Here is a 25,799-nt window from a genome sequence, read left to right on the forward strand (position 1 = left end):
GAGAACGGGTTACGCTCGCGTCACGAAATGCGCACCCAACTCGACAGTGGCTTAGTGGCTTGGTACAGCTATAGCGGTTGTGGTGTGGTTCGTGGCAAGCTCAATACTGAAGTCTGACTTGCACTAATTGCCCGCAATGTCCGCGAAGGTGGCGTCCAACCGCGCTCCCGTTGGTCCTCGCGCGCTCGCGGTCGCCGCATTTGCATCCCTCGTTTAGGAAAGACACCCCGGCTTATGAGCTACGGTCCGCCCCCGGGGCAGCAGCCCCCGGGCGGTTACGGTCCCCCGCCCGGCGGCTACACTCCCCCTCCTGGGGGCTACGGTCCTCCGCCTCCCGGCTACCCGGGCGGCCAGCCGCCTCCGGGCAAACCGGACAACTGGTTGTGGGCCGCGATCGTCTCCATAGCCTCGTTGGTTCTGTGCTGCAACCCGTTGGCGTTGATCTTCGGTGTCATCGCGCTGGTGTTCTCGCTACAGGTCGACAGCAACTGGAACGCGGGTAACTTCGCCGGTGCCGAGGACGCCGCCAACAAGGCCAAGATCTTCGGCATCATCGGCGTCGTGCTGACCGTGCTGTCCATCTTCTTTTGGATCGCCTGGTTCCTCTTCGTCGCCGGGGTGTAGCCGGACCCGCCGTGCGCCCGTTTCCCACCTTCGCTCTCCTCGCCGCCCTGACGCCCGCGGCAATCACGACCACATCTGCTCTTCCAAGAAAGAAGCCCCGACTATGAGCTACGGTTCGCCTTCTGGCCCCCAGCAGCCCCCCGGTGGCTACGGTCCCCCGCCCGGCGGCTACCCCGGCGCCCAGCCATCCTCGGCCAAGCCGAGCAACTGGTTGTGGGCCGCGATCGTGTCGATGGCCTCGGTGGTCTGCTGCAACGCCTTGGGGCTGATTTTCGGCATCATCACCCTGGTGTTTTCGCTACAGGTCAACAACAAGTGGGAGACCGGCGACGTCGCCGGCGCTCAAGACGCCGCCAGCAAGGCCAAGATCTTCGGCATCATCGGCCTCGTATGCGTCGCGCTGGGCATCGTCGGCTGGATCTTGTCGTTTGTCTTCAACGCCTACATGTTCGCCGATGTCATGAACGACCCTGCGTTGCAGAACTACTAGCGGTACGGGGCAGCCACACCGTCGGTGCTCTCGGGCGCGGCCGGGTGAGCCGCCGTCGTGTCGGGGGCGAAGCGAGCCGGTTGCCCCTATGAATGAGATCCGGAATCGTCTGGGAAGCGGCCCCGGTGTACTGGTAGCAGTCGCAGTCGTCGGTGCCGCTTCCACAGACGTGCGGCGCCCACTGCCAGGTACGTCTAAGGCAAGCCGACTCGTGAGCGATGCTCCCTCTCAGGGGCGCCAGAACCCCGGCGGTTACGCCCTCCTGCCCGGCGGCTACCTCGGTCTCCGCGCCTTATCTCCTCATCCCGGCCTCCGTCCAGCCGGCGTGGGCCGGGTTCGCCTCGTGGTTATCGGCTCGGCTGTACTGCACCACCTGAGGTCGATCTTTGACGTCATCAGCCTGGTCTTCTCACGGCGACTCGACAACGATCCGTAAATCGGCGTCGCCGCAGTGGCTGAGGACACTGCCGGCAAGGCCGATACCTTTGGCATCATCGATGTCGTAACCGTTGTCCTGTCTGCCGTCGGTTGGAACGTCTTCGGGCTTCCTGCCGTTCGTCCCCGCCAAGCCACCTGCTTGGAGTCCCGGTTTCGCGTCACCGTGATCCGATTCGCGATCGCCATAGTCGGTTCCCTGTTCAGCGGGTCCTGGCCCTAGCCCGCCCGGCCCCTTCCCGACCTTGAGTGAGAGCAATGAGCGAACCTCTCGCCACTCGGCTACAACGCCGGTTGCACCCCGCCACGGCACCGCTGCTGCTCGGTGTGGCGGCCCTCGCGGGCACCACCCTGATCCACTTCGTCGACCCCAATGAGGCCGGGCACTATCCCACCTGCCCGTGGCTGATGATCACCGGGACCTTCTGCCCCGGCTGTGGCACGATGCGCTGTATCCACGCGCTGACCAACCTCGACGTCGTCGGCGCGGTGGAGATGAATGTGGTCACAGTGCTCGTGCTGCCGTTCCTGCTCGCGGGGTACGCGCGCTGGCTGTGGCGTTCGCTGCGTCCAGCCGTCGCCGCGCCCCGGCACCCGCCCAAAACCATCAATCCCTTCTGGCTGTGGCTACTCTTGGCGGGAATCGTCGGATTCTGGATCGTCCGTAACCTGTCCTTCCTGCCGTTCGCGGCGTTTCTCGCCCCGGGTTGACCGGTCGTGGCCATATTCCGGGCGCCGTAATACCCGAGCCGGTGATTCCCTACCGCGCGCGGGTCGCTACGATCGAGGAGCGGGGCAAGCGTGGCACACGCCACGCAATCCCGGTTTTGAACGCATTCGCGCACCCCTTGACACCGCGCCATCTGGCCACGTGCATCGGGGCGCGGTGTCACCAGCCACACACGAACCGGCCAACTGGAGGGGGCAGTCCCACGTGAGCGTGCTCGACGAGATACTCGACGGAGTACGCGCCGATCTTGCCGATCGGCAGGCCGCCGTACCTCTGGAGCGGCTTAAGGAGCAAGCCGCTGCGGTGCCCGTCCCCAAGGACGTCGTCGCGGCGCTGCGCAGGCCCGGCGTACAGGTCGTCGCCGAGGTCAAGCGCTCCAGCCCCTCGAAAGGCGCGTTGGCCGCCATCGCCGACCCGTCCGCTTTGGCCCGCGACTACGCCGCGGGTGGAGCCTGCCTGATCAGCGTGCTCACCGAACAGCGCCGCTTCGGCGGCAGCCTTGCCGACCTCGCCGCCGTGCGTGCCGCAGTCGACACGCCGCTGCTGCGCAAGGACTTCGTGGTGACCTCCTACCAACTGTGGGAAGCCCTCGTCCACGGTGCCGACGCCGTGCTGCTCATCGTCGCCGCGCTTGAGCAGTCCGCCCTCGTCTCCCTGGTCGAGCGCGCCGAATCGTTGGGCCTGACCCCGCTCGTCGAGGTCCACACCGAGGAGGAGACCCAACGAGCCATCGAGGCGGGAGCCACCGTGATCGGCGTCAACGCGCGCGACCTCAAGACGCTGCGCGTCGACCGCGACGTCTTCACCAAGCTGGCGCCGTTGATCCCCGACGACCGCATCAAGATCGCGGAGTCGGGGGTGCGCGGGCCACACGACCTGTTGGCCTACGCTGGAGCCGGCGCCGACGCCGTCTTGGTCGGCGAGAGCCTAGTCATCGGCGGCCATCCCCGCGAGGCCGTGGCCGACCTCGTCACCGCCGGAGCGCATCCGGCGCTGCGCGACCGGCACTAGGCAGCGCCGCCCATGCCCAGCTCGCCACTCCGGTGCGCCCGGCGCCGATGGCCGTAGGGAACCCCGGCATCCGTGCCGATGGGTTCCCATGGTCGTGCTGTCGTCACCTTGGTCGCCGGTTCCGTACCCCTCACCGCGGTTCCGACCGTTTTCACCTGAGCGCGACCGTGCGCACCGGCGCCCGGTCTGGAGAATCGAATGAGCACTGAACGATCCGAGCCCGCCTACCTCGATCCCGGTGGGCACTACGGCAGCTATGGAGGCCGCTTCAGCCCTGAGGCGCTCGTCGCCGCTCTCGACGAGGTGGCCGCGGCGTGGGACAAGGCCAAAAACGACGCCGCCTTCCAAACCGAGCTGAGCCAGTTGCTGGCGAGCTACACCGGCAGGCCCAGCCCGCTCACTGAGGCCCACCGTTTCAGCGAGCACGCCGGCGGGGCCCGGGTGCTGCTCAAACGCGAAGACCTCAACCACACCGGTTCGCACAAGATCAACAACGTACTGGGCCAGGCCCTGCTGACCCGCCACATGGGCAAGACCCGCGTCATCGCCGAAACCGGCGCCGGCCAGCACGGCGTAGCCACCGCTACCGCCTGCGCGCTGCTCGGGTTGGACTGCGTCATCTACATGGGCGAGGAGGACACTCGGCGCCAGGCCCTCAACGTCGCCCGCATGCGCATGCTCGGTGCCGAGGTCGTGCCCGTCACCATCGGCAGTCGCACCCTCAAAGACGCCATCAACGAAGCATTCCGCGACTGGGTCGCCAACGTCGACACCACCCACTACCTGTTGGGCACCGTCGCCGGACCGCACCCCTTCCCGGCCATGGTGCGCGACCTGCACTTCGTCATCGGCGCCGAGGCGCGCGAGCAGGTGCGCGACCTCACCGGCGGGCTGCCCGACGCCGTAGCCGCCTGCGTGGGCGGCGGCTCCAACGCCATGGGCATCTTCGCGGCCTTCATTCCCGACACCGAGGTCGGCCTCTACGGCTTCGAGGCCGGCGGCGACGGTGTCGACACCGATCGCCACGCCGCCTCGATCACCGGCGGCAGCCCCGGCGTGTTCCAGGGTGCGCGCACCTACGTCCTCCAAGACGAGCACGGCCAGACCGTGCCCAGCCACTCCATCTCCGCCGGCCTGGACTACCCCGCCGTGGGCCCCGAGCACGCATGGCTGGCCGACAGCGGCCGTGCCAGCTACCGGCCGGTCACCGACGCCGAGGCCATGGAGGCTTTCCGCCTGCTGTGCCGCACCGAAGGCATCATCCCCGCCATCGAGAGCGCACACGCGCTCGCCGGAGCCCGCCACCTCGGCACCGAACTCGGCGCCGGTGCGGTCATCCTGGTGAACCTCTCCGGCCGGGGAGACAAAGACGTCGACACCGCGGCAGCCTACTTCGGGCTCGTGGACCAGGAAGGGGAGCAGGCGTGAGCGCGCCCACCACACTTCAGGCCAAGTTGGCCCAGGCCCGTCGCGAAGGGCGGGCCGCCCTCATCGGCTACCTCCCCGGAGGGTTTCCCGACGTCGCCTCCTCCATCGAGATCATTCGCGCCATGGTCGCCGGCGGCTGTGACGTGATCGAGGTGGGGCTGCCCTACTCCGACCCGACCATGGACGGCCCCACCATCCAGCGGGCTGCCGACCGGGCCCTGAGTGCCGGCACCACCCCCGCCGACGTGCTGCGCGTCGTGGCGGCCACCGCCGAAACCGGCGCGGCGGCGCTGGTGATGTCCTACTGGAACCCGATCGACCGCTACGGGGTGGACCGCTTCGCCACCGACCTGGCCACGGCCGGCGGCTCCGGGGTCATCACCCCCGATCTCCTGCCTGAGGAGGCCGGGCCGTGGCTGGCGGCCAGCGACGCCGCCGGGCTCGACCGCATCTTCCTCGTCGCGCCCTCCTCCACCGACGAGCGGCTGCGGCTGACCACCGACGCCTGCCGGGGCTTCGTCTACGCCGCCTCCCTCATGGGGGTAACCGGAACCCGAGCCCAGGTCGCCGACACCGCCGAGAAACTGGTGAGCCGTACCCGTGCCGCCACCGCCGACAGCGGGCTGCCGGTGTGTGTGGGGTTGGGGATCTCCAACCGCGCCCAAGCCGCCGAGGTCGCCGGCTACGCCGACGGCGTCATCGCCGGAGCCGGTTTCTGCCAGCGCGTCCTAGACGCCCCCGACCTCAGCGGCGCCACGGCGGCAGTGCGCGACTTCGCCGCGGAACTGTCCCAGGGCGTGCGTTCGCGCGGCTGAACCAGTCGACTACCCCGCTGGAAGCCCCGCTGCTCGGTTTCTAGCGCCCCAGACCCCCGACTTCAGTCGTGGGGTCAGGTTCTCTTTTTCGGACGGCTGGGTGTGGGAGTGTCCTTCGGTCGCTCGGGCCTCGATCGCCGCGCGATCTCGGCACCCGGTGAAGGCGGCGCACGCGCCTACCCGCGTGCGCCGCCTTCACCGGCCCTCACCGCCCTTCCAAAAGACAGGACCTAGCCGAAAGTCACCCCGCGCTGCTTCTCGCTTGAAGCCAGGTGAGAATCGGGTGAGAGTCAGCCGATTGCCGGCTGACCGCGGTGACGTGCCACGCGCGGGGAAGCTAGAGTTTGGGCCGTGAAACGCGCCGGGTGCCGCTCGCGGTCCCGACCGGCCACGACTGAGCAAACGCTCTGTCACTGCGCCGTTTCGCACAGTAGGATGTGCGGCGACAGTGGCACAGCCAACCCCCCGTGACCGTCACACGCTATTCTCCCGAGGAAGTCATGTCGACCGAGACCCAAGAGCCGCCCCCCACCGGAGCCACCGGCCAGCGTTCCTGGCTGCGATGGGCGGTGATCCAGCCGTGGCTCACCCTGGCCGCGCGCCTCGGCTTGGTCGGGGTACTCGGCTACGCCGGCTACACCAAGATCATCGTTCCGGCGCTCTCGGTGGCCTCTGTCGACGCTTACCAGCTCTTCAGCGAGGAGATCAACCGCATCGTCGGCTTCGGCCTGCCGCTGCTCGAACTGGCGCTGGCCGCGCTGCTGCTGGTGGGATTGGCCACACGCTATGTCGGCGCTGCCTCGGGGCTGCTGATGCTCGTCTTCATCGCCGGCATCATCTCAGCGTGGGCGCGCGGTCTGGCCATCGACTGTGGGTGTTTCGGTACCGGTGGGGCGGTCGCGCCCGAGGAGACCGAGTACGGGGTCGACATCCTGCGCGATCTCGGGTTCGCGCTGATGGCCGGTTTCATCATGATATGGCCGCGCTCCCCACTGGCGCTCGACGGCCTACTGGGACTGTTCCCGCAGCGTGACAAGGACGCATAGCCTCAATACCGGGGCGGCTTACGTGCGGTAGCGGTGGGGGCCAGCCCTGGGCGGGTGGGCGGTGAAGCGGTGATCGGCGGGCCGACAGACCCGCCTCCGGCGTATCTGTGTGGTAGATCCAGCGAGGAATGGTGATCGGCTAATGAGTAAGGCGTCGCGGCGCGAGGCTCGCGAGCGACTTCGCCAAGAACGGCTGAAGGAACAGAAGCGGGCCAACCGCAACAAGATGCTTCTCGTGCTTGGCGCTGTGGGCCTCGCCGTCATCCTGTTCGTCGGCCTTGGTATCACCGTCATCAACCTCCAGCAGGGCTCCTCCAACGACGAGCAGTGGAGCGGAACCCTGCCGCAGCAGACGCTTCAACAGGACGGCAGCGTCGTCCTCGCAGAAGAGTCCGCCCAGGCTCCCGTGGTCGAGGTCTACGCCGACTACCAGTGCCCGCACTGTGGTCGGTTCGAGACCGAAAACGGCGACACCCTCAAGCAGCTCGCCGCCGACGGTGAGGCCATCGTCCACTACCGGCCGGTGAGCATCTTCTTCTCCCAGCAGGGCCCCACCGCCGTCAATTCGCTGCGCGCGGGCGCGGTCGCCCGCGCCGCCGCCGACTACGGCAAGTTCGTCGAGTACAACGACAAACTCTTCGACCACCAGCCCGCCGAGGGGCAGGAGGGCTACAGCCCCGACGAGCTCAAGACCTGGGGCGAAGAAGTCGGTATCGAGGACGCCGCCTTCGCCGAGCGTGTCGACGCCGAGAACGAGATCGTGCAGCGCTTCGTCGAGGACTACTTCCCTCAGCTCAACCAGCAGGCCCGCGACCAGCTCTCCCAAGACGAGCTCGGCGCCATGACCATCCCCGAACTCATGGAGTGGGGCGCTGACCGGGGGATCGACTTTTCCTTCCTCGAAGGCACCTACGTCAACGAGGTTCTCGATGCCACATGGGCGGTCAATGAGCGCTACTCTTCCGGGGAGAACGCATTCAGCGGGACGCCGGCGGTCTACATCAACGGCCAGTTGCAGACCGGCAACTTCTACGACCCGCAGGTCCTGACCTCGGCCGTTCAGTCGGCCGAGCCGGGAAGCGTCGACACCCAGCCCGCGGCCGGGGACGACTCGCTACAGCCCAGCGGGGACGCCTCGCCCGCAGCCGAGGAATAGACGAGGGTAATGACCACAGTGTCGATCACCGAGACGGGCGCGGCCGGCACCGGCCGCGCCCTCGCCGCTATCCCCAGTCCTGACATCAGCTCCATTTCGCTGGGCCCCCTCACCATCCACTTCTACGCCCTGTGCATCCTCGCCGGCGTGGTCGTGGCCGTCTACTGGAGCGACCGCCGCTGGGTGGCCTTGGGCGGAGAGAAAGGCACCATCCTCGACCTCGCGGTGCCCGCGGTGCTCTTCGGGCTGATCGGGGGGCGGCTCTACCACGTCATCTCCGACTACCAGATCTACTTCGACCCCGATACGCCGCCCAACAAGGAGCCCATTCAGGCGCTGTTCATCTGGGAGGGCGGCCTGGGCATCTGGGGAGCCATCCCGCTGGGGGCGCTGGGCGTATGGCTCGTGGCGCGCCGCCGCGGGCTGTCCATGTCGCAGTTGTCCTTCGCGATCGCTCCGGCGCTGCCCCTGGCCCAGGCCATCGGCCGGTGGGGCAACTACTTCAACCAGGAACTCTTCGGCCGGCCCACCGACCTACCCTGGGCACTGGAAGTCTCGCCCTACCCCAACGGCATACTGCGCCCCGGCATGGAACCCGGCGAGTTCACCTACCACCCCACGTTCCTCTACGAGTCACTGTGGTGTGTGGGCTTGGCGGTGCTGCTGGCCTGGGCCGGGAAACGGTTCGACATGCGGGGCGGACGGCTGCTCGCCCTCTACGTCATGGGTTACTGTGTGGGCCGGTTCTGGATCGAGTACCTGCGCGTCGACCCCGCCAACGAGATCTTGGGCCTGCGGCTGAACAACTGGACGTCACTGGTGGTGTTCCTGGCCGCCCTCGCCTACTTCCTGTGGGCCGGGCGCAACCTCGACCGGTTCTCCACGCAGGTGGTGCCAACCGGCCACACCCAGCAGGGCGACGTCGCCGCCGGCACCGACGACCCCAGCACCGAGTCGGCTGCCATGACCGCCGAGTCCGACCACGAGTCCGAGACCTCGGCGCAGACCAACGCCAACGGCGCCGACACCACCGGGCGCCCCCAGCGGGAGGAGTGAGGGGAGGGCAACGAGTGCGGTTCGCGCACCCGAGCACGGTGATGGCCGAGCCCCGCCACAGCGCATGAGTACCCACGTCGACGACTCCTCCGAATCCGCGGGCCGGTCCGGCCCGCGGCGATCGCGCAGTTCACGCAGCGCTGCCCCGGCCGCGCGCCGCCGCCGAGAATCCGACCGCTCCGAGACTCCCGCCGAGGAGCCGGCCCCGCAGCGGCGGCGTTCCGCCGCCCGCGACGATGCCCGCCGCAGCGACGGGGAACGCGGTGACACCGGCCGCTCCCGGCGCCGCCGCGCCGCGGCCAAGCCTGCCCGATCCACCGCGAAAGAGCCGGTGAAACGGCTCAAATCGTCGGGCAAGAAGAAGGCCGCCGCCCGGAAGGCCGCGAAAAAGCGCGACCGCTCGCGCGGCGCCGAACAGGCGGCGTCCCGCTCGGCCGCCGCTGCGCCGCTCGACCCGGTGGCCAAGTTCTCCGCCTCCGCGCTGCGCCGGGTTACCGTCCTTGGCGATCGGCCCAGCAACTTCGTGTACTCGCTGGCCGAGCAGAGCAGCAACAAAACCGGCACCTACGTGCTCGGCAGCCTCATCGGTGTCTGCGGGGTAGCGCTGGTCACACTGCTGGGGCTGCTGCTGTACCAGCTCTTCGCCGGCCCTCAGCAGGTGGCTCAGGAGTCCACTCCCATCGTCACCCCACCCGAGGGCCACACCACGCTGCTGCCCGAGCTGTACCACGCTCAGGAGCAGCAGGAACTCTTCGATCCCATCGCTGAACGCGCTGAGGACGCCGAGCCGCTCACCTCGGAACAGGTCTTCGGTTCCACCGACACGCTGACGCTGGACGACGTCGAATTGACACTGCAAGACTCCGCGGTGACCGAGACCTGCACCTCCGTGGTGTGGGGCGAGCAGTTGGCCCAGACCCTGGCCGAGGGGGCGTGCACCTCCGTGGCGCGTGGTGTCTACCAGGACCCCGAGGGCACCTATGTCGCTCAGTTCACGCTGTTCGATCTCGCTGACGCCGACGCCGCCACCGCGGTATCCGAGGAATTGGACCCGGAGACCTCAGCGGGGTTCGTGCTGCCGCTCAACGGCGAAGTCGAGGGCCTGCACAAGGGCTACAGCCAGGCCACGGCCCAAGTCATGGGCCACTATCTGGCGCTGTGTTGGGTGGCGCGTGCCGATGGCGGCCAGCCCGAGGACAGTGACTCCATCGCCACCATCAACGTCGTCACCATGGACGCGGCGGTGTCGGTCTACGAGCAGGTTCGCGACGCCGGCAAGGAGTGAGCCCAGTGAGCCCACCGCGGCAGGCGCGCCAGGGATACGGAGGCGGGGACCGCCACCGGTGCGTGTTTTGCCACTCGGGAACCCAGACTCTAGGATTCCGCATCGGCGCATGTCCACTACTCTGGTGGCTCCCCCGCATCCCGGCCCATGGGAGTAACTCCCCCTCACCCGTGGAGAGTACTGGTGTCTTCACTTGAGTCGTCCGCTTCCGGCTCTGCCGGCAAACGCAGGCGATCCCCCGAAGGCGACGACATCGAGGGACTCGTCGCGCCCCCGCCGCGCCGGCGCGGCGGCAGCCGTCGTCGCCGCAGGGCCAAGCCCAAGAGTGGTAACAAAACGCTGGCCATTCTCCTGGGCGCGCTCGGTGTGGCCGTCATCGCCCTTGTCGTCGTGGTGCTGCTGCGGTTCGTCTTCGGCCCGTCAGCCGCGGGTGGTGACGCCATGCCGACCGCCTATGCCGTCTACGACTCGGGGGAAGCCACCGAGGTCCTCGGCGAGCGCGCGAGCGACGAGCGGCTGCTGAGTAAGACAGAGGTCTTCGATCGCGGCGGCGAGGAGATCGAAAGCCAGGGCATCACCTTCACCCTGGCCGCCTCCGACCTCACCGAGGACTGCTCGACGGCGGTATGGGGCGAGGCCGTGCTCACAGCCCTGGGGGAAGCCGACTGCACCCAGGCCGTGCGCGGCGGCTACACCTCCGACGACTACATCGGCGTGACAGCTCTGTTCAAACTGCGCGACACCGAGGCGGCCAAGGCTGTGGCCAGCGCGCTCCAGCCTCCCGAGGAGTCCGGATCGGGCGAGGGCGGGTTCATCGTCCCCCCGACTGAAGACGCCCCCTTCGACCGTATCGGCGTCGGCTTCAGTCGGGCCGAGGCCACCACCTACGGCCATTACCTCCTCGTGGTCTGGACACAGTCCACCGATTCGCAGTCTCCCGAGGAGCGGGAGAACCTCACTTCCCCGTTGATCGCGCTGACCAACTTCGACTTCCCGGTCTATCGGCGGGTCTTGGAGCAGGAGCGCATCACGGGAGGCGACACCGCCGGCGAGGGGACCTCCACCGCTCCCGCCGCCTGAGCCGCGGAGGCGATCGGCCTAGGTTGTTGTTTTTGGCAGGGGCGGTGAGGGCCGGCGGTGGGTGCACGCGGGTGAGCGCCTCCGCCGTCGCCTCCAGGCTGGCGAGATCGTGCAGCGACCGAAGAACACTCCCACGGCCCCACCCCAGCCGTTCGAAAACGCAACCTAGTCCAGCGCCGCGACCAGGTGCGCGGCGACCTGGGGGAGACGTTCCAGGTAGCGCTCTGGGAGGTCGATGAGGGTGTGGCCGCTCAGCCAGGGGGCGGCCTGCGCGACGAGGGTGCGCGCCGTGCGTTTGTTCACCGGCGTGTGCCTCGCCGCGGCCACGCGGGTCACTCCCTCGCGCAGCACACTGGCGACCGAGCCGTGGGCGCGTTCCTGGCAGTGCGCGAGCAACTGACCGGCCGCGTCGTCGGGGGGCTGGGACGCGCGACGGGCGGTGATCACGGTGTGCTCGGCGTCGGGCTTGGGGCGCGAAAAGCTGATGTTCCAGCGTGGCGCCAGCAGCGCGGGGAGCCGCCGCCTGCCCTCGTCGCCGCCTTCGGGGCTGGCCGTGGCGACCACGACGCGCACCTGCTCGCTTTGGGCCGCCAAGATCGCGCGCAGCGCGAGCGTTTCCCAACCGCCGGCGAGGTTGACCACCGCCGTCCCCGCCTGTTGCGTGCTTTCGGTGGTCAGCCACGTCGCCAGGCGCACGTGCCCCACGTGGGGGCCGAGTGCCGCGGCCGGCCATTGCCCCACGGCCACGCACGTCTCGGACCCTTCCAGCAGGGCCGTCGCCGCGTCGGGCTCCAGCCCGCCGGTGGATTCGCGCGCGTTGCTCCCCTGGCTGTAGATGCGGGCCGTTTCGAGAGGGGCGCTCTGTCCCACGGGGCTGCGTGAGGTGGGGCGGAGCAGGTAGAGGTCACTGGCGGCGCCGATCGCTTCGGCGCCGAGGTAGCGGTTGAATCCCGGCCATATCGCCTCGAAGGTCAGCCGCATCCGGCCGAGGCGGTCCTGTGTCTTGGCCGCCAGCGCCGGTGTCGTCTCGCTGGCGCCATAGGCCAGGAGAATCCGGCTATGACGGGTGTCGGCCAATCCGGCCAAGCCGTGTCGGACGAACAGTTCCACACCTTCTGGCGTGTAGGGCGGATCGGTGAAGACCAGGTCGGCCCGGCCGCGCACCGCGCGGGGCAGGCTGGCGCGCAAGTCGGCGAAGTAGCAGTGCACCGGCAGGTCGAGCCGGTCCGCGGCGGCGGCGATGTAGTCGAGGATGCGCTCGTCGATATCGACCACGGCCACCTCGCACTCGGGCTGCACGAGCCGCAGCGCCAGCGAGGTGAGGTCGTGGTCTCCCACGCACAGCACGTGGCGCCCCTCGAGAGCGAACCGGGTCGTGCACAGCACGGCGCGACGCAGCGCGGTAGCGGCGGTGGCGCTGACGTGGTCGAGGTCGGCGCGTGGCCGGGGCGCTTGGGCCACGAGCCGTTCCAGTTCGCGGGCCGCTTCGGCGTGCTCTGCCAAGAGGTGCCCGACGGGGTCGGCCACCTCCGGTTGGGTGAACGCCTCGCCAGCGGTGGGGCCGGGGAGCCGAACACGCTCGCCCTCGTGCTCTAGAGTGTCGCCGAGCGCGTCGAGGACGGCACTGACCACGCGGTGGGCCACAGCCGTAGCGCGCACAAGCTCGCGGGCGCTCCACCAGCGGCCGTCGGCGAGCCTGCTGAGCACGAGTCGGCTGCGGGAGGCGTCAACGCCTTGCTCGCTCAGGTGTGCCGACAGCTCTGCGGGAAGATCGTTCATCGCTTACGAAGCGTAGGCTCCCGCCGGGGGTGGGCCGGCCGTGTGGGGCGGTTGGCGGCTAGGTTGTTGTTTTTGGCAGGGGCGGTGAGGGTCGGCGGTGGGTGCACGCGGGTGAGCGTCTCCGCTGTCGCCTCCAGGCTGGCGAGATCGTGCAGCGATCGAGGCACGAGCAGACGAAGAACACCCTCACAGCCCCCACACCCCAGTCGTCCGAGAAACAGAACCTAAGCCGGGCAACGTAGATCACACCCGTGGGGTGTGAGATCGTCATGTAAACGATGTGTGAATACCTACCGGAAGGGTATGAGTGGCAGCACCGTTCGGGGTAAAGCCGAGCAGTGGCCACATTTGTGGACCGGCGGGAACCAGACACTCATACGAATTAGGCGAACCTCAGTTCGAGGGGTGTCACGTCTCGACGTACACTGTTCGCTGCCGCTTTCCTCCTATCGGGTGGTTTGCGGTGCGCGGTGCGGGGATGCCACCCCATATTTTCCGACCGTGGGCAGCGGTGGTGCCAGCCGAAGGGCTTTCGTCACTGTTTTCCCAAGGCGGGAACAAGACGGATCGCCGCAACGTTGCGGAGAGAGGTCTAGACCTGGGGTTAGCCCGGTGCCCAGCCCGGCATGCACCGTAAGTTGCCCGCGAGTATCGCGGTCGGCGGGTGCACGATCGGGACTCACGAGGACGTGACCCCGAGTACAGGCCGCACCGATGCGACACAACTGCGGGGACCACGGCCACCGCGCGCCAACGCAGCAGGGCCAATGTCGTCCCGAATGCGCTTTTCGCAAAGCCCAGACGTAAGACGACAGGAGGGTAGATGCCTGCTGGTCAGGTGCAGCGTTTCGCCAACGGACCGAACGCCAAGACCACTCCCGAGGGCCTTTACGACAGCTCCTACGAGCATGACGCCTGTGGCGTCGGGTTCGTCGCCGACCTCGCTGGCCGTCCCAGCCACGACATCGTCGAGAAGGCACTCACCGTACTGCGCAACCTCGACCACCGCGGCGCCGCCGGTGCCGACCCCGAGGACGGCGACGGCGCAGGAATCCTCACGCAGATCCCCGACCAGCTTTACCGGGAGGTCTGCGGTTTTGACCTGCCCGAAGCGGGCAGCTACGCCGCAGGTATCGGCTTTTTGCCCGCCGACCCCACCGAGCGCGCCAAGGCCATGGCCATGGTCGAGCGCATCGTCGACGAGGAGGGGCTGACCCTGCTCGGCTGGCGCGACCTGCCGTTTGAGCCGAGCTACTGCGGCCCGGCCGCCCGGGAGGTCATGCCGTTCTTCGGGCAACTCTTCGTTTCCGGGCGTGCCGGCAGCGCTACCGCCGGACTCTCCGGGATCGAGTTGGAGCGCTACACCTACTGCGTGCGCAAGCGCGCCGAGCACGAGGCTGGCGTGTACTTCCCGAGCTTGTCCCCCCGCACCATCACCTATAAGGGCATGCTCACCACTCCCCAGTTGGAGCCCTTCTTCCCCGACCTGTCGGACCGCCGGTTCGCCACCGGTTTGGCGCTGGTGCACTCGCGCTTTTCCACCAACACGTTCCCCTCGTGGCCGCTGGCCCACCCCTTCCGCTTCATCGCCCACAACGGTGAGATCAACACCGTCAAGGGCAACCGCAACATGATGCGCGCCCGCGAGGCCACGCTCGACAGCGACCTCATCCCCGGCGACATGTCGCGGCTTTTCCCGATCGTCGACCCCGATGCCTCCGACACCGACTCCTTCGACGCCGCTTTGGAGCTGCTGCACCTCGGCGGACGCTCGCTGCCCCACGCCGTGCTGATGATGATCCCCGAGCCGTGGGAGAACCACGCCGAGATGGACCCGGCGGTGCGGGCCTTCTACGAGTTCCACTCCATGCTCATGGAGCCCTGGGACGGACCGGCCTCGGTCACCTTCACCGACGGTTCGCTCATCGGCGCGGTCCTCGACCGCAACGGGCTGCGTCCCGGCCGCTACTGGGTCACCGACGACGGTCTCGTCGTCATGGCCAGTGAGGTCGGCGTTCTCGACATCGACCCCTCCCGGGTCGTGCGTAAGGGCCGGTTGCAGCCGGGCCGTATCTTCGTGGTCGACACCGCCCAGGGGCGCATCCTCGAAGACGACGAGGTCAAAAGCGAGCTTGCGGCCCAACACCCCTACGCCGAGTGGCTGGAGCGCGGGGTGGTCAAGCTTGAGGACCTGCCCGCGGCCAAGCCCACCCACACCGACGATCTGGTGCACCACCAGCAGGTCTTCGGCTACACCGAGGAAGAGCTGCGCGTCATCCTCACCCCCATGGCGCGTACCGGCGCCGAGCCGATCGGTTCCATGGGCACCGACACCCCGGTCGCGCCGCTGTCCAACCGGTCTCGGCAGCTCTTCGACTACTTCTCGCAAGGCTTCGCGCAGGTCACCAACCCGCCGCTGGACGCCATCCGAGAAGAGCTCGTCACCAGCCTGGCCACCGCGCTCGGCGCTGAGGAGAACGTGCTCTCTCCCGACCCCGAGGACTGTCGGCGCATCGTCGCGTCCACGCCGGTGCTCGACGACGCCGAGCTGGCGGCCATCGTCGCCGCCGGCGCACCCGGCGGCAACCCGGCGTTTCGCGCTCACACCGTGACCGGCACCTATCAGGTCGCCGGGGGCGGCCTCGCCCTGTCACAGCGCCTCGACGAGATCTGCGCCGAGGTGTCGGCCGCTATCGCCGACGGTGCCCACATCATCGTCCTCAGCGACCGTGGCGCCTCAGCCGAGCGCGCCCCCATCCCGTCGCTGCTGCTGACCGGTGCGGTCCACCACCACCTGGTGCGCGAGAAGACCCGCACCGAGGTCGGCCTCGTCGTGGAGACCGGCGACGCCCGCGAATGCCACCACGTGGCGCTGCTGCTGGGCTACGGCGCCTCCGCGGTCAACCCCTACCTTGCGTTGAGCACTGTCCGCGACCTGGTCACACGCGGCATCATCGAGGGCGTCGACACCGACAAGGCGGCCCGTAACGCCATCAAGGCCTTCGGTAAGGGGGTCTTGAAGATCATGTCCAAGATGGGCGTGTCCACGGTCAGCTCCTACACCGGTGCGCAGATCTTCGAGGCGCTCGGTCTTGGCCCGGAGGTGATCGACCGCTGCTTCACCGGGACCACCTCGCGCTTGGGCGGCGTGGGCTTCGACGTCCTCGCCGAAGAGGTTCGTATCCGGCACGCCCGGGCCTACGCCACCAACCCCGCCGATCACCGTCGGCTGGAGGTGGGCGGTGAGTACCAGTGGCGCCGCGAGGGCGAACCGCACCTGTTCAACCCCGAGACCGTCTTCAAGCTCCAGCACTCCACCCGCACGCGCCGCTACGAGATCTTCAAGGAGTACACCTCCAAGGTCGACCACCAGGCCGAGAACCTCATGACGCTGCGCGGGCTGTTCCAGCTCAAGGAAGGCGTACGCGAGCCCGTTCCGATCGAGGAGGTCGAGCCGGTATCGGAGATCGTCAAGCGCTTCTCCACCGGCGCGATGTCGTATGGCTCCATCTCCGAGGAGGCCCACGAGACGCTGGCCATCGCCATGAACCGGCTGGGCGGCAAGTCCAACACCGGTGAAGGCGGTGAGGACGAGCGGCGGTTCACCCCCGACGCCAACGGCGACCTGCGCCGCAGCGCCATCAAGCAGGTGGCCTCAGGGCGGTTCGGGGTGACCTCGCACTACCTCACCAACTCCGACGACATCCAGATCAAGATGGCCCAGGGGGCAAAGCCCGGTGAGGGCGGCCAGCTCCCCGGCCACAAGGTCTACCCCTGGATCGCCGGTACCCGGCACTCCACGCCCGGTGTGGGCCTCATCTCGCCGCCGCCCCACCACGACATCTACTCCATCGAAGACCTCGCCCAGCTCATCCACGACCTCAAAAACGCCAACCCTGAGGCGCGAATCCACGTCAAGCTGGTCTCGGAGGCCGGTGTGGGCACGGTCGCGGCCGGGGTCTCCAAGGCCCACGCCGACGTCGTCCTCATCTCCGGACACGACGGCGGCACCGGCGCCTCGCCGCTGACCTCGCTCAAGCACGCCGGCACCCCCTGGGAACTGGGGCTGGCCGAGACGCAGCAGACCCTGCTACGCAACGGGCTGCGCGACCGGATCGTCGTGCAAACCGACGGTCAGCTCAAGACCGGCCGCGACGTCATCGTCGCCGCGCTGCTGGGCGCCGAGGAGTTCGGGTTCGCCACCGCCCCGCTGGTGGTCTCGGGCTGCATCATGATGCGGGTGTGCCACCTCGACACCTGCCCCGTCGGTGTGGCCACGCAAAACCCTGAGCTGCGCCAGCGCTACACGGGCAAGGCCGATTTCGTGGTCAACTTCTTCGAATTCGTCGCCGAGGAGGTGCGCGAGTACCTCGCCGCGCTGGGCTTCCGCAGCCTGGACGAGGCTATCGGCGCCGTGGAGATGCTCGACACCACCCAGGCCGTCGACCATTGGAAGGCCAACGGCATGGACCTCACCCCGGTGCTGCACGAGGTGCAGCCCTGGGACGGTGACCACCGCCGCCAGGTGCGAGGCCAAGACCACGGTCTGGAGAAGGCGCTCGACAACACCCTCATCCAGCTCTCCGAGGGCGCGTTGGAGTACGCCGAGCCCCTCAAGCTGGACCTGCCCGTCCGCAACGTCAACCGTACGGTCGGCACCATGCTCGGCCACGAGGTGACCAAGCGCTACGGGGCCGCCGGCCTGGCCGACAACACCATCGACATCACCTTCACCGGATCGGCCGGGCAGTCCTTCGGCGCCTTCGTGCCCACCGGGGTCACGCTGCGCCTCGTGGGGGACGCCAACGACTACGTCGGCAAGGGCCTCTCCGGGGGGCGCATCATCGTCCGGCCTGAGGAGCAGGCTCCCTTCCCCGCCGAGGAGCACATCATCGCCGGCAACGTCATCGCCTACGGCGCCACCGGCGGCGAGGTCTTCCTGCGCGGAGTCGTGGGAGAGCGGTTCTGCGTGCGTAACTCCGGGGCGTTGGCCGTCGTCGAAGGGGTCGGCGACCACGGCTGTGAGTACATGACCGGCGGTCGCGCCGTCATCTTGGGCTCCACGGGCCGCAACTTCGCCGCGGGCATGTCGGGCGGCATCGCCTACGTCCTCGACTTGGACCCCGGTCGCGTCAACCACGAGATGGTCGACCTCGACCCGCTCGACGACACCGACCGGGAGTTTTTGGAGGACGTGCTCCGCCGCCACGTCGCCGAGACCGGCTCCACGCGCGCCCAGCAGTTGCTCGCCGACATCGACGTCGCGATCGAGCGTTTCGGCAAGGTCATGCCGCGCGACTTCAAGCGGGTCCTCAACGCCCGCGCCGAAGCCGAGCGCGAGGGCAAAGACGTCAACGAGGCCATCATGGCCGCTGCGCAGTCCTGATCGGCTCATCGGGTAACGAAAGGAGGGAGATCCAACAATGGCCGACCCGAAGGGGTTCCTCAACATCACCGAGCGCGAGCTGCCCCAGCGCCGCCCGGTGGACATCCGAATCCAGGACTGGCGCGAGGTCTACGAGGACTTTGACCACAGCAAGGTCGAAAAGCAAGCCGCGCGCTGCATGGACTGCGGCATCCCGTTCTGCCACAACGGCTGCCCCCTGGGCAATCTCATCCCCGAGTGGAACGACCTCGTCTACCGCCACGACTGGGGCGAGGCCATCGAACGGCTGCACGCCACCAACAACTTCCCCGAGTTCACCGGCCGGCTGTGCCCGGCCCCGTGCGAATCGGCGTGTGTGCTCGGCATCAACCAGCCCGCGGTGACCATCAAGAACATCGAGGTCAGCATCATTGACCGCGCGTGGGAGGAGGGGTGGGTCCGCCCGCAGCCGCCCGAAACCCGCAGCGGCAAGAGCGTGGCTGTCGTCGGCTCCGGCCCGGCGGGGCTGGCCGCGGCCCAGCAGCTCACCCGCGCCGGCCACGACGTGACCGTCTACGAGCGCGCCGACCGTATCGGCGGGCTGCTGCGCTACGGCATCCCCGAGTTCAAGATGGAAAAGCGCCATCTTGACCGCCGCCTCGAACAGATGCGCGCCGAAGGCACCCAGTTCCGTCCCGGGGTCAACATCGGGGTGGACATCACGGTGGAACAGTTGCGCACCGAGCACGACGCCGTGCTGCTCGCGGGAGGCGCGACCGCCTCACGCGATCTGCCGGCCACCGGCCGCGAACTGTCGGGCATCTACCAGGCCATGGAGTTTCTGCCCCTGGCCAACCGGGTGCAGGAGGGCGACTACACCCAGCCGCCCGTCACCGCCGAGGGCAAGCACGTCGTCATCATCGGCGGCGGCGACACCGGCGCCGACTGCCTTGGGACCTCCCACCGCCAGGGAGCGGCCTCGGTCACCCAGTTGGAGATCATGCCCAAGCCTCCCAAGGAGCGCCCCGCCGGCCAGCCATGGCCGACCTACCCCATGCTCTACCGCGTCTCCACCGCCCACGAGGAGGGCGGTGAGCGCGTCTACTCCGTCAACACCGCCGAGTTCCTCGGAGACGAGCAGGGGCGGGTGCGGGCCCTGAAGCTGGTCGAAGTCAAGCGCACCGACAAGGGCTTTGAGCCCATCGAAGGTACCGAGCGCGAGATCCCCGCCGATCTGGTCCTGCTGGCCATGGGGTTCGTGGGGCCCCAGCGCGAAGGCATGATCGAGCAGCTCGGCGTCGAACTCGACGGGCGCGGCAACGTCGTCCGCGACAGCGACTACGCCACCACCGTCGACGGCGTCTTCTGCGCCGGCGACATGGGGCGTGGCCAGTCGCTCATCGTCTGGGCCATCGCTGAGGGGCGCTCCGCCGCCGCCGGCGTCGACCGCTTCCTCAGCGGCGACAGCAACCTGCCCGCGATCATCCCGCCCACCGAACGTCCCCTGACCTAACCGGTCACGGTAGCGGTGCCCGCCCCGCGACGGGGGCGGGCACCAGGACTCCCCCGGTATTTTCGCCAGTCCTCTCGCGGCACAGCACGAGGCGCGGCCGATGCGCAAACCGGGCCGGTACAGTCGAAATATGGGGTACCGGGTCCTTGCCGATGCCGCCGCCGTAGCGCACTTCTCGTTCCTGGTCTATGTGCTCCTCGGCGGCTTCCTCGCTTGGAAGTGGCCCCGGGCGTTCTGGCCCCACCTGGCGTGTGCCGCCTACGGGTTGGGCATCGTCGTCATCGGCTGGACTTGTCCCCTCACCTACGTCGAGAACTGGGCGCGGATGCGCGCCGGCGAGGCCGGGCTGCACCCGGGAGGCTTCATCGACCACTACCTCACCGGCGTCATCTATCCCGAGCAGCACCTTCTCCTCGTCCAAGTGCTCGTCGGGGTCGTGGTCGCCGTCTCCTGGGGTGGCGTGGTACTGCGTCTTGTCAACTCACGCTCGCGCCGCGAAAGATCCGTCCTGCACCGTTAAGAAACCGTTGGGATTCGCCGGTCCCGCATGCCCGACTCCTCCGCAGATGAGGTGATGAGCTGCGAAAACATGCCTCAAAGTGGCGCTGTCCAGGTATGTTTGAGTAATCCGCGGTCAGCGTAGGTTTCCCATATGACCACTGTGACCTCGGATATCTTGCACGCGGCAGAACACTTCGTCAGTCGAAACGCCCGACTGCTCGACCGCCACCGGTTCGCGTTTCACTTCCACAACGGTCCGGCCGAACCAGTGCGCACGGTGCTCGACGCCTACCGCAACGTCGACGGTGGCTACGGCAACGGCCTGGAGCCCGACTTACGTGGGCACGGCAGCCAGCCTCGGGCCGTCGAGTTCGCCTTACGTGTCCTCGACGAACTCGGCCCCTTGCCACGGGAACTCGCCACCGAGGCCGGCACCTACCTCACCAGCGTCACCCGCTCCAACGGCGGCGTGCCTCCTGTGCTGCCCACTGTCCGCCACACCGAGGCGGCCCCATGGTGGCGCGACCATGCGGACTTCAGCGGCACCCTCGCCCCCACCGCCGCGATCGCTGGCCTGCTGCACAAGCACCACGTCAGCCACTCCTGGCGTGACCGCGCCACCGCGTTCTCCTGGACCCACATCCGTGGCCTGCGCTGGACCGACCCCGAAGAGGCCATCGCGGTGTGCACGTTTTTGCAGCACGCACCCAACCGCCCTCGCGCCAAAGCCGAGTTCGCCCGTCTGGCGCCCAGAATCCGCGCCGTCATCGAACTCGACCCGTACGCCAGCGGGCACGTCCACACCCCCCTCGACATCGCTGTCCACCCCGGCCACATCGCGCGTCAGCTTTTCACCGACGCCGAGATCGGCGCCCACCTTGACGCGCTGCTCACATCCCAGGACACCGACGGTGGCTGGCACTTCACCTGGGACACCTGGTGCCCGGCCGCGACACCGGAATGGCGGGGCGCCGTCACCCTACAGCGGCTGCTCACGTTGCGCGCCTACGGCCGCATCTCCGAAAATCTCGGCGATCCACGGGCGGTGTAGGTCGCAGGCTGCCCACGTCGGCCCCGAGCGAGGACGACGTGGTGTGCGCTCGCATCCGCGCCTCCTGGTCCAGCCTGCGCCCTGGCGTTACGGATGCCGCTGCGCAGGCTGGACCAGGAGGTCTGGACTTGTTCACCCGGACCCAACCCGCTCTTCACCAGCCGTCGCCCCGGCGCTCTCCCATCCTTCACTAAGAGTGCCATCGAGGTTTTCGCTGACTAGCCGGCTCGCTGACGCTTACTCGCAACCTGGTTTAGACCAGTCCACAGCCAAAAAGCTCTAAAGTATGTAGCGTGACACGTCGAGCAAAAATCGTCGCGACCCTCGGTCCGGCGACGTCGAGCCAGGAACGTATCCGCGAGCTCGTCGACGCTGGGCTAGACGTAGCGCGACTCAATCTCAGCCACGGTACGCACGAAGATCACCGAGCCAGTTATGAGAACGTGCGCGCGGCAGCTAAAGCCTCAGGCCGCGCCGTGGGCATCCTCGCTGATCTCCAGGGACCCAAGATCCGGTTGGGCAGGTTCGCCGACGGACCCGTCGAACTGCACCCTGGGGATGAGTTCACCGTCACCGTCGACGACGTCGCCGGTGATCGGCACCGGGTGTCCACGACCTACAAGGGCCTGCCAGGCGACGTCCGTCCCGGTGACCGCGTTCTCATCGACGATGGCCGTGTCGTGCTGGAGTGCGTCAAGACGTCCAGCACCGATGTCCACACCCGGGTGCTCATCGGGGGTACCGTCTCCAACCACAAGGGGCTCAACCTTCCCGGAGTGGCTGTCAGCGTCCCCGCCTTGACCGACAAGGACGAGGAAGATCTGCGGTGGGCTTTGAACCAAGGCGTCGACATCGTGGCGCTGTCGTTCGTACGCAGCCCCGCCGACGCCGAGGACGTTCACAAGATCATGGATGAGGTGGGCGTGCGCGTGCCCCTCATCGCAAAGATCGAGAAGCCTCAGGCCGTCGAGCGTCTCCACGACATCATCGAGGTCTTTGACGGCGTCATGGTCGCCCGGGGCGATCTGGGTGTCGAACTGCCGCTGGAAAACGTTCCGATGGTGCAAAAGCGCGCCATCGAGCGTTGCCGCGACAAGGCCAAGCCGGTCATCGTCGCCACCCAAATGTTGGAGTCGATGATCAACGCGCCTAGACCCACCCGGGCGGAGGCCTCCGACGTCGCCAACGCCGTCCTCGACGGCACTGACGCGGTGATGCTCTCCGGTGAGACCAGTGTTGGCGACTACCCCGTCGAAACCGTCGAGACCATGGCCCGGATCGTGGCGGCGGCCGAGCAGGAGTCGCTGCGTGCCTCCCATATCCTTGACCGTATCCCCGAGACCACCGGCGGCTCCATCGCGCGCGCTGCTGCCGAGGTGGGCGCCACCGTCGGGGCCAAGGCCCTGATCGCGTTCACCATGACGGGAGAGACCGCCCGCCGGCTCGCCCGCTACCGTTCCCCTGTTCCGCTGATGGCCTTCACCACCCAAAGCGACACACGGTGTCAGCTCGCGCTGACCTGGGGCGTCGACACCTATTGCGTGCCCTGGGTCGACCACACTGACGAGATGGTCCGGCAGGTTGAGACCAAGCTCCTGGACATGGACCTCTACCAAAAGGGAGACAAGGTCGTCATCGTCGCGGGCAGCCCGCCGGGCACGCCCGGATCTACCAACTCCCTGCGGGTGCACCGCATCGGTGACGCCATCGCTCACCTGCATTAATCAAACACCCCTGGCGGCACAGACCCCGGGTTTCACACCTGGGGTTGGCCGCCTCTGGGGCGGGCGCTGCCGCGATAGGGCGTGAACGGTGGTGCGCCCCCCGTTTCTGGCCGCGTGTGGCGCTGGCTATGGCTTTGTGGGGCTTTCATGGCCTGAGACGCCGCCACGGGTGGGTTCCGTCTCTCCTCGGTTCGCGAGGCGTGCCTCCCACGCCTGCCACGGGAGGCCGACAGTCGACACCGGCGTCAGCGCGGCTGCGCGCTGGAAATCCCGGATTCGTGGCTGCTGCGTTCCAGTGGCATGTCCCAGGGCAGCAGGTTCCATGGGCTTGCCGGGTCGCGCGTGAGCAGCCCCAGCGCGGTCCAGATCCGGTCGCCCTCGTCGGAGCCCTCGCGCCACAGGAGATAGCCGCCGTGGAACGCCTCGGCCAACTGGCGCCAGCTCGCGTAGCGCCGCTGTAGGTCCGAGGCGACCCGCCGCAGCAGGTTCTGCGTCTCGGCGGGACTCAGCCAGTCCAGCGTGGCCCCGCCGCAGGCCAGCCTGATCAAGTGCACCGACTTCCACCACTGGTAGGCAGCGATGACGACCGTCGTCGATCCCTCGTCGGCGTCGGTGATCTCTCGCAACCGCCTGACCTGATCGCTGCTCAGCTGGATCGTCTCGGTGGAGCCTGCCTGCCCCTCGGCGCTGTCGCTGCTGTGGGCGGTGCCCGCCTGCAAATTCACCACGAGATCGGCGCTGGGTTGGGCGTGGAGCTCCTCCCAGACCCGGTCCACGGTGGCCAGCAAGCCCGCCCGGTCCACGATGCCCCACTCCCGCCGGAACACCGTGCGGTAGCGCCGCCGCAGTTGGGGGCGTACCACCACATCCCACGGTTCGGCTAAGGCGACGCGGAAGGGGGCGGCGACCGCGGCTGCCCACCGCTCAGTGCTCAGTGGAGCCTCAGGCACCTTGGTGTAGAGGGTCGGTGCCTCCCGCCCGCCAACAACCAGTTCAGCAAACGAGCCGGTGCCCAGCGCCACGATCGGCAACAGCGCCCAGCCGGGCTGAGAGAAGACGACCAGGCCGACGATGAGTACCGCCAGGGGCGCCATCAGCCAGGCGCGGCAACGTCTTGAGGCCCAGGCCACCACGGCCCAAGCGACGATCGCTAGGCCGCCCACGACGCCGGTCACCGCGGTGAACACCCCACACCCCCTTCACGCGGGCCGCGGCGGGGACGCGGTGTCCCGCCCGACACGATCCAACGGACTGCCTCGTCTCTCAGGATCGATGATGCGGCGCCACTGTGGGGCCCGAACCTGCGGGTTGTGCCCAGGTTGTATCCGGGATGTGACCGCCTCAGGCTATCCCGGCGGTGGGATTGCGGCGAAGAATTCCATTGAGAATTATTCAGTCAGGGTAAGGGGGCGGCTCCCGCCGTCATCGGCGGGGGTGGGGGATCAGTGGGGCCGTCCGCCTGCGGGCGTCTCGGCGAGAGACCAGCCGCAGTGGATATGAAAAAAGCCACCCGAAGGTGGCTGGGAGATGTGGATGGTTGTGCTGGGTACCCCGGGTGGGACTCGAACCCACACTGGATCGAGTTTGAATCGATTGCCTGCTGCCTATTGGGCTACCGGGGCTGGCAGACGGTGGTCGCCTAAGACCTCCGCTCACCGTGATACGCCTTGCGGCACCGGCTGAACGCACGATATCAGCCGTTCGCCGACGCGGTCGTAACCAAGGCGATGCCTCTCATCCTAGCGGATCTCGGTACCCTCATGTGCGTGACGCAGACGCAGAGCCGCGTGGTGATCGCGGAAGACGAGGCCCTGATCCGACTGGACCTCAAGGAGATGCTTGAGGAGGACGGTTATGCCGTTGTGGGAGAAGCTGGGGATGGTGAGACCGCGGTCCGCCTCGCCACGGAGTTGAAGCCCGATCTCGTCATCCTCGACATCAAGATGCCCGTGCTCGATGGTATCTCCGCTGCTGAGCGCATCGCTGCCGAACGCATCGCCCCCGTTGTGATCCTCACGGCGTTCTCCCAGCGTGAGTTGGTGGAACGGGCGCGCGATGCCGGGGCTATGGCCTACCTCGTCAAGCCGTTCAACAAGTCCGATCTGGTGCCTGCGGTCGAGATGGCGGTCAGCCGCTACACCGAGTTGACGGCCTTGGAGGCAGAGGTCACGGGGCTAAATGAACGGCTGGAGACCCGCAAGCTCGTCGAACGAGCCAAGGGACTGCTCCAAAATCGCCACGGGCTCAGCGAGCCTGAGGCGTTCCGGTGGATTCAGAAGAACTCCATGGATCGCCGGCTGACGATGCGCAAGGTCGCCGAGACCGTCATCGAGACCCTTACCGAACAACAGTGACCCTGTGAGTCCCGGACCGGCCGTCGGCTGTTCCCTCGGCGATTGAGGGGGCCAGCGTTGAGCCGGGCGTGTGGGGGCTTGGCCACCAAGGTGGCCAAGCCCCCACACGTGTGCCTCCATACCCTTGCGCAATACGTTCCGCGTTCGGCCGTTGGCCGCCCGTGCACCAGGCCGCGGAGTCTCACGACGGCGCGATCTCGCATCACGGACGCCTACAAAGCCGTGACGGTTGGATCACGTGCCTTTAGCCATGCTGAATCAACACGCTAAACCGGGCTAAACTCTCGCCACCTACTGGCAAAACCGGCAACCTGCCGGAATCCATCTATATCCGACAAGGAATTGCGCAAGGAGCA

General features: G+C 67.9%; 21 protein-coding genes and 1 tRNA gene. 19 read left to right on the forward strand and 3 right to left on the reverse strand.

Annotation, left to right across the window (positions count from 1 at the left end; all coding sequences use genetic code 11):
- Positions 1 to 234: 234 nt before the first annotated feature.
- From ABD848_RS11835 to ABD848_RS11895, 13 genes are all read left to right on the forward strand, one after another.
- Complete coding sequence (locus tag ABD848_RS11835; RefSeq protein WP_344970949.1) at positions 235 to 624, forward strand: CD225/dispanin family protein; 390 nt, start codon at positions 235 to 237, stop codon at positions 622 to 624.
- Positions 625 to 727: 103 nt separating this feature from the next.
- Complete coding sequence (locus ABD848_RS11840; protein WP_344970951.1) at positions 728 to 1,114, forward strand: CD225/dispanin family protein; 387 nt, start codon at positions 728 to 730, stop codon at positions 1,112 to 1,114.
- Positions 1,115 to 1,325: 211 nt separating this feature from the next.
- Positions 1,326 to 1,550 (forward strand): hypothetical protein, encoded by a 225-nt coding sequence (locus tag ABD848_RS11845; protein ID WP_344970952.1) that lies wholly within the window; start codon positions 1,326 to 1,328, stop codon positions 1,548 to 1,550.
- Positions 1,551 to 1,565: 15 nt separating this feature from the next.
- Positions 1,566 to 1,772, forward strand: a complete 207-nt coding sequence (locus ABD848_RS11850) for a hypothetical protein (protein WP_344970954.1) — start codon at positions 1,566 to 1,568, stop codon at positions 1,770 to 1,772.
- A 35-nt stretch (positions 1,773 to 1,807) separates the two neighbouring features.
- The gene (locus ABD848_RS11855) at positions 1,808 to 2,260 is read left to right on the forward strand and encodes a DUF2752 domain-containing protein (RefSeq protein ID WP_344970956.1); all 453 of its coding nucleotides are present in this window, start codon (positions 1,808 to 1,810) and stop codon (positions 2,258 to 2,260) included.
- Between the two features lie 223 nt (positions 2,261 to 2,483).
- Positions 2,484 to 3,290 (forward strand): indole-3-glycerol phosphate synthase TrpC, encoded by an 807-nt coding sequence (gene trpC, locus ABD848_RS11860; RefSeq protein WP_344970958.1) that lies wholly within the window; start codon positions 2,484 to 2,486, stop codon positions 3,288 to 3,290.
- A 198-nt stretch (positions 3,291 to 3,488) separates the two neighbouring features.
- Complete coding sequence (gene trpB, locus ABD848_RS11865) at positions 3,489 to 4,718, forward strand: tryptophan synthase subunit beta (protein WP_344970960.1); 1,230 nt, start codon at positions 3,489 to 3,491, stop codon at positions 4,716 to 4,718.
- A complete protein-coding gene (gene trpA / locus ABD848_RS11870; RefSeq protein ID WP_344970962.1) occupies positions 4,715 to 5,533 on the forward strand; it encodes a tryptophan synthase subunit alpha in 819 nt (272 codons plus the stop codon). The genes trpB and trpA overlap by 4 nt, the downstream gene beginning before the upstream one ends.
- 500 nt (positions 5,534 to 6,033) lie before the next feature.
- On the forward strand, positions 6,034 to 6,579 hold the full coding sequence (locus tag ABD848_RS11875) for a MauE/DoxX family redox-associated membrane protein (protein WP_344971161.1): 546 nt from the start codon (positions 6,034 to 6,036) through the stop codon (positions 6,577 to 6,579).
- A 142-nt stretch (positions 6,580 to 6,721) separates the two neighbouring features.
- Positions 6,722 to 7,735, forward strand: coding sequence for a DsbA family protein (locus ABD848_RS11880; RefSeq protein WP_344970964.1), 1,014 nt, complete (start codon positions 6,722 to 6,724; stop codon positions 7,733 to 7,735).
- A 9-nt stretch (positions 7,736 to 7,744) separates the two neighbouring features.
- On the forward strand, positions 7,745 to 8,791 hold the full coding sequence (gene lgt / locus ABD848_RS11885) for a prolipoprotein diacylglyceryl transferase (protein WP_344970966.1): 1,047 nt from the start codon (positions 7,745 to 7,747) through the stop codon (positions 8,789 to 8,791).
- Between the two features lie 64 nt (positions 8,792 to 8,855).
- Entirely contained in the window at positions 8,856 to 10,076 is a 1,221-nt protein-coding gene (locus ABD848_RS11890; RefSeq protein WP_344970968.1) for a hypothetical protein, read from the forward strand.
- 183 nt (positions 10,077 to 10,259) lie between these two features.
- Positions 10,260 to 11,156: a hypothetical protein gene (locus ABD848_RS11895; protein ID WP_344970971.1), complete on the forward strand. Its 897-nt coding sequence runs from the start codon at positions 10,260 to 10,262 to the stop codon at positions 11,154 to 11,156.
- 165 nt (positions 11,157 to 11,321) lie between these two features.
- On the opposite strand, the gene ABD848_RS11900 is transcribed toward ABD848_RS11895, so the two are convergent.
- Positions 11,322 to 12,935, reverse strand: coding sequence for a bis-aminopropyl spermidine synthase family protein (locus ABD848_RS11900; protein WP_344970973.1), 1,614 nt, complete (start codon positions 12,933 to 12,935; stop codon positions 11,322 to 11,324).
- Positions 12,936 to 13,758: 823 nt separating this feature from the next.
- Here ABD848_RS11900 and gltB point away from each other — a divergent pair.
- The 5 genes from gltB to pyk all read left to right on the forward strand — a co-directional run bounded on the left by gltB (position 13,759) and on the right by pyk (position 23,089).
- Complete coding sequence (gene gltB / locus ABD848_RS11905; RefSeq protein WP_344970975.1) at positions 13,759 to 18,321, forward strand: glutamate synthase large subunit; 4,563 nt, start codon at positions 13,759 to 13,761, stop codon at positions 18,319 to 18,321.
- Positions 18,322 to 18,358: 37 nt separating this feature from the next.
- The gene (locus tag ABD848_RS11910) at positions 18,359 to 19,813 is read left to right on the forward strand and encodes a glutamate synthase subunit beta (protein ID WP_344970977.1); all 1,455 of its coding nucleotides are present in this window, start codon (positions 18,359 to 18,361) and stop codon (positions 19,811 to 19,813) included.
- 130 nt (positions 19,814 to 19,943) lie between these two features.
- Positions 19,944 to 20,333, forward strand: coding sequence for a DUF2784 domain-containing protein (locus ABD848_RS11915; RefSeq protein WP_344970979.1), 390 nt, complete (start codon positions 19,944 to 19,946; stop codon positions 20,331 to 20,333).
- Between the two features lie 132 nt (positions 20,334 to 20,465).
- On the forward strand, positions 20,466 to 21,365 hold the full coding sequence (locus tag ABD848_RS11920) for a prenyltransferase (protein WP_344970981.1): 900 nt from the start codon (positions 20,466 to 20,468) through the stop codon (positions 21,363 to 21,365).
- Between the two features lie 293 nt (positions 21,366 to 21,658).
- On the forward strand, positions 21,659 to 23,089 hold the full coding sequence (gene pyk, locus ABD848_RS11925) for a pyruvate kinase (RefSeq protein ID WP_344970984.1): 1,431 nt from the start codon (positions 21,659 to 21,661) through the stop codon (positions 23,087 to 23,089).
- A 245-nt stretch (positions 23,090 to 23,334) separates the two neighbouring features.
- Here the strand turns inward: pyk and ABD848_RS11930 are convergent, their stop codons facing one another.
- On the reverse strand, positions 23,335 to 24,276 hold the full coding sequence (locus tag ABD848_RS11930) for a DUF1266 domain-containing protein (protein WP_344970986.1): 942 nt from the start codon (positions 24,274 to 24,276) through the stop codon (positions 23,335 to 23,337).
- A gap of 360 nt (positions 24,277 to 24,636) precedes the next feature.
- Positions 24,637 to 24,711: transfer RNA gene (locus ABD848_RS11935), tRNA-Leu, on the reverse strand.
- 165 nt (positions 24,712 to 24,876) lie between these two features.
- Here ABD848_RS11935 and ABD848_RS11940 point away from each other — a divergent pair.
- Positions 24,877 to 25,443, forward strand: coding sequence for an ANTAR domain-containing response regulator (locus ABD848_RS11940; RefSeq protein ID WP_344971163.1), 567 nt, complete (start codon positions 24,877 to 24,879; stop codon positions 25,441 to 25,443).
- The last annotated feature ends 356 nt before the right edge of the window (positions 25,444 to 25,799 follow it).

The sequence above is a fragment of the Salinactinospora qingdaonensis genome (assembly GCF_039539445.1).
GTDB lineage: Bacteria > Actinomycetota > Actinomycetes > Streptosporangiales > Streptosporangiaceae > Salinactinospora > Salinactinospora qingdaonensis.

Excerpts from the sequence above, each read along its gene's own strand:
- ABD848_RS11835 (WP_344970949.1), top strand. The coding sequence starts at position 235 with ATGAGCTACGGTCCGCCCCCGGGGCAGCAGCCCCCGGGCGGTTACGGT.
- ABD848_RS11840 (WP_344970951.1), top strand. The coding sequence starts at position 728 with ATGAGCTACGGTTCGCCTTCTGGCCCCCAGCAGCCCCCCGGTGGCTAC.
- ABD848_RS11855 (WP_344970956.1), top strand. The coding sequence starts at position 1,808 with ATGAGCGAACCTCTCGCCACTCGGCTACAACGCCGGTTGCACCCCGCC.
- trpB (WP_344970960.1), top strand. The coding sequence starts at position 3,489 with ATGAGCACTGAACGATCCGAGCCCGCCTACCTCGATCCCGGTGGGCAC.
- ABD848_RS11875 (WP_344971161.1), top strand. The coding sequence starts at position 6,034 with ATGTCGACCGAGACCCAAGAGCCGCCCCCCACCGGAGCCACCGGCCAG.
- ABD848_RS11880 (WP_344970964.1), top strand. The coding sequence starts at position 6,722 with ATGAGTAAGGCGTCGCGGCGCGAGGCTCGCGAGCGACTTCGCCAAGAA.
- lgt (WP_344970966.1), top strand. The coding sequence starts at position 7,745 with ATGACCACAGTGTCGATCACCGAGACGGGCGCGGCCGGCACCGGCCGC.
- ABD848_RS11890 (WP_344970968.1), top strand. The coding sequence starts at position 8,856 with ATGAGTACCCACGTCGACGACTCCTCCGAATCCGCGGGCCGGTCCGGC.
- ABD848_RS11900 (WP_344970973.1), bottom strand. The coding sequence starts at position 12,935 with ATGAACGATCTTCCCGCAGAGCTGTCGGCACACCTGAGCGAGCAAGGC.
- gltB (WP_344970975.1), top strand. The coding sequence starts at position 13,759 with ATGCCTGCTGGTCAGGTGCAGCGTTTCGCCAACGGACCGAACGCCAAG.
- ABD848_RS11910 (WP_344970977.1), top strand. The coding sequence starts at position 18,359 with ATGGCCGACCCGAAGGGGTTCCTCAACATCACCGAGCGCGAGCTGCCC.
- ABD848_RS11915 (WP_344970979.1), top strand. The coding sequence starts at position 19,944 with ATGGGGTACCGGGTCCTTGCCGATGCCGCCGCCGTAGCGCACTTCTCG.
- ABD848_RS11920 (WP_344970981.1), top strand. The coding sequence starts at position 20,466 with ATGACCACTGTGACCTCGGATATCTTGCACGCGGCAGAACACTTCGTC.